Below are 3,548 nucleotides of genomic sequence, written 5' to 3'. Positions count from 1 at the left end.
GGTTATGCAGCCAACAGGAGGTTTTCCTCGTCAGCAGTGCAGTAGGTTGGCATCTGATAGAAGACCACTTCTTTTCGGGCTCGGGTGACCGCCGTGTACAGAAGGCGCTTGTGCGTGATGGGTGAAAGCCAGTGAGGCTTCCGTAGAACTGTTCCGGTATCGATGTAAACGGTGTCCACAGACCTCCCTTGGCTCTTATGTACGGTCGCAAGCGCCGCAAGCTCGAAGCGATTAATCCCGTCCAGCCAGTCGAGTACACGACCCGCCTCATCGAAGTCGAGCTTGCCCCCTTCGTAGAGGCCGTGAATTCGCTTGCTCAGCTTGTCGGCATCTTTTTCGCGCTCCAGCACGAAGGCGATCTGGTTTGTCCCGTCGAAGCCCAGCGCGTAGCCGGGAACCTTGAGTTCGTGAGATCGGCTCAAGCAACCCGGAACATCCGATAAGATGTGAGTGCTGCGTTCTACGTGCTGGATTGTTAACTGCTCTCCATTTCTGAACTGATCGTCGGTCTGTTTACTCATGACGACGTCCCCAGCGCATAGCCTATCGTGATCGACTTGCCGCACCTTATGGCGAAGGCGGCGCAGCGTTTCGTTATCTGCAGTGACCGCGAGCAGATTGCCACCTCTGGAGTACTCGCTGGTCAGTCCATCCATCCACGTCTGACCGGGAACAACCCGCACAGCATCTCTATCGAACAGGCAAGGCAGATCATCCTTCGGCCTATTCTCGATCGCGTCTCGAAGCAGCTCACCCAACTTAAATATCTCGCTATCCTCAGAGAACCGCATACTCTTGTTCAGTGTGATCGTAGGGAAGCCTTGCTTCGTGATTACTTCTCGATCTTGAACCGGCGGAAGCTGGAAGCGGTCGCCGCTATAGACGACCGGCAAACCAAATTCGTTCGCGTATTCTTCGACTGCACGGAATAGGAACGAACCGACCATCGAGAATTCATCCACAATGATGATGTCTGCTTTCGCGAACGCGCTTGTACTCCCAACGCCCCGATCGGCTTTCTTGGCTGGTCGATAGCCCTCTACCGCCTCAAGGTCATTGTCTCTGTGCCTGTACCAACCGATCGCACTGTGAATCGTCATCACCTTGTGGCGCTTGTCTGGCAGCTCCTGATCCAAGACAGAACGTGCCGGATGGGTTGGGGTGAGGAAAAGGGCCTTTCTATCCAAAACGGAATTGGCGATGGCATAAGTCTTGCCAGAGCCTGCCCGTCCTGAGACCACCAGCCGGTCTCCGCCCTGCATGCTGGCGATAGCGTTTACGACTGCGTTTTGTTCTTCGTTGAGCATATTCATATCGGGAATCCTTGTGGCAGCGATGACCGGATTTCGGGCCATCGCATAGTTTGAATTAAAGGTAAGGGGTGCTGACCTTTTCGTGGTGAATTGAGCCCGTTGAGTGGGGCAACGCGGATACGTTTGGTTAGCTTTAGCGCACCCTATTTCTAAAGCTCTGAAATTACTTATATTTCAACCTTAGGGAGAGTATCTGGCATGCTCCGCCCGAACCCCTATAGAGGGAACCCGGACAGAGCGTAGTTCAGTGTGGGAGGGTCTTGTTCACAACGTAGTCTGCTAACCACTGCCAATAGGCCTCGGCATTCACGAAACCCTGTTGTCGCGCAGCAAGATTCTCAGCCTCAGAACGAGAAAGACCGCCATCGTATTCAGCGATAGCGGCCCTTTCCTCGAAGGCATCAATGTCGGGTATCTTGCTCACGGCGAACACCCCGCTGGCAACCTGATCTGGTCCACGATATGCCGCTTCTGCTCGTCTGAGATACCGGCAGAGTAGATGCTATAGGTGATCCCATTCTCAGACCGGGCTGACTTGTGACCAACAATGCTGGCGGTGAAGTGCTCAGGAACACCTGTCCGCTCGCACTGAGTGATGAACCACTTCCGAGTGGAGTGGAATACCAAGCCTTGCCTGTCGATGCCCAGCGCCTGTCTGATCTTTGCGAACCGTTTGGTTATGTCGTTCACCTTCAGGTCTGGGAACAGTGGCCCAGCGCTGGGTAGCTTGGCCAGTACCGGATCGAGTGTTGAGTGGACTGGAACCTGGCGCTCAGCCGCGTCGGTTTTCAGCAAGCGTAATTGGTTCGGGCGCACCAAGAAAAATCCACCAAGATTGCCTTTGGTCACGAGATCTTCCCTGAGCAACCCTGCCGCTTCACCCGCTCTCATGCCGGACAACAGGCAAATCAACAGGACCTTGCCAATTACTGGATCAGCTTGAGCCAGCAGCAGCCTGACCTCCTTGTCCGTCGGAACCGCATAGGGCTGGTGCCGAACCTTGGCCTCAAACCTGACCGATGAGAAGGGGTTGGCAACCAGCTCACCCTCGTACACGCACCAGTCGAGCCAGTGACAGACCTGTGACCATATGCGCCGCTGGGTCCGCCCGGTGATCTTGGCCTTGCCGTGAGATGACCAGTCCACTGACGCATCCAGGGACATGCCGCGTGTCCGTTCCGACTTGCCGATGGTGGGGCTCAGCTGGGCGATCAGGGATAGGAACTCCCGTCCGTCCTCCCGCGCCAGTTCCACCAGCTTGCGGGTCCCGTACTTGGACGAGAACAGCTCGATCGAATAGCGGACCGACTTAAACCCGCTGGGCCTGAGCTCGTTCTGGCGCAGGATCAGGTAGCGTCTGGCGGCTTCCTGGACCGTCGCCTTGGGCTGGACCACCTGCTGGTACTTAACGGGCTCAGAGAATTCCAGAGTGGCCCGGAGACGAGCAAGAGCCAGTTCCGATGGGGTTGCCCATTCCGAGGTGGAAGCGTCCGAGAGCGTGGCTCTCTGTGGCAGAGACAGCGCCCCTGACAGAACCTGATCCACGGTATCCTCGTAGCGGGTGTTTACCTCGGCAGCCCTTTGTCGGGCCACCTTGGCGTCACTGGTCTTGAGAGACTGCTTCAGGGCCTGTTGGCCGAGGAAAGCAGCCACCTCCTTGGGGTAGTTCCGCCTATAGAGCCAAGTTTGACCCTTTAAATAGGCATAGCGAATTCGAGCAGACGACATGGTCTGTTCCTTTCTTCGTAAGTTGTATGGGTAGGATCAGCCTGCGGCTCGGGAATGAACGCGAAGGATCAGATCGAAGTCTGGTTCTCCGTATTCGTCTTTTAGGGGCCCAGTGATCGAGTATCCGGTTACAAGGTCCTCAAAGACCTCATCGATACGGAACAGGTGTTCGGGCCAGTCTTCCCCAGCTCGAATAACAACAACGTCGCCGGACTTGAGGTCGAGGTAAGTCATACCTAGACCCTCCTCGTGAGAAGGTCGGGCAGGACAACGCCGAGCATGAAACTGAAGTGTAAAGGGAATGGGATCGGGCTAAGCCATTCGGGTAACCCTGCCAAGACTAGTAGGAGAGCAGCCAGTGCTTCAGAGATGGTCAGGCGTAGGTCATACCGCTTCCGCAGGCACCAGGATACGGCCAACCGGAAGCCGCCCCCAGCCGCAACAAGCAACGTGAAGGTTGTAAGCATCTATAAATCTCCATGAGAGTTTCTTTATATAGATGCTTGT

The 3,548-nt window shown here is 55.7% G+C and carries 3 protein-coding genes; all 3 read right to left on the bottom strand.

From position 1 onward, the window contains the following. Nucleotides 1-2 precede the first annotated feature (2 nt). The gene (locus J4721_RS19625) at nt 3-1,313 is read right to left on the bottom strand and encodes an ATP-dependent RecD-like DNA helicase (protein WP_211003465.1); all 1,311 of its coding nucleotides are present in this window, start codon (nt 1,311-1,313) and stop codon (nt 3-5) included. Nucleotides 1,314-1,733: 420 nt separating this feature from the next. Further along, entirely contained in the window at nt 1,734-3,041 is a 1,308-nt protein-coding gene (locus J4721_RS19620; RefSeq protein ID WP_211003464.1) for a DUF6538 domain-containing protein, read from the bottom strand. 36 nt (nt 3,042-3,077) lie between these two features. After that, nucleotides 3,078-3,275: a hypothetical protein gene (locus J4721_RS19615; RefSeq protein ID WP_102882925.1), complete on the bottom strand. Its 198-nt coding sequence runs from the start codon at nt 3,273-3,275 to the stop codon at nt 3,078-3,080. Nucleotides 3,276-3,548: the final 273 nt, after the last annotated feature.

The organism is Phaeobacter sp. HS011 (assembly GCF_018101215.1).
Classification (GTDB): Bacteria; Pseudomonadota; Alphaproteobacteria; order Rhodobacterales; family Rhodobacteraceae; genus Phaeobacter; species Phaeobacter inhibens.
This window is presented reverse-complemented; position numbering and strand designations above follow the sequence as displayed.

Excerpts from the sequence above, each read along its gene's own strand:
- J4721_RS19615 (WP_102882925.1), bottom strand. The coding sequence starts at position 3,275 with ATGACTTACCTCGACCTCAAGTCCGGCGACGTTGTTGTTATTCGAGCT.
- J4721_RS19620 (WP_211003464.1), bottom strand. The coding sequence starts at position 3,041 with ATGTCGTCTGCTCGAATTCGCTATGCCTATTTAAAGGGTCAAACTTGG.
- J4721_RS19625 (WP_211003465.1), bottom strand. The coding sequence starts at position 1,313 with ATGAATATGCTCAACGAAGAACAAAACGCAGTCGTAAACGCTATCGCC.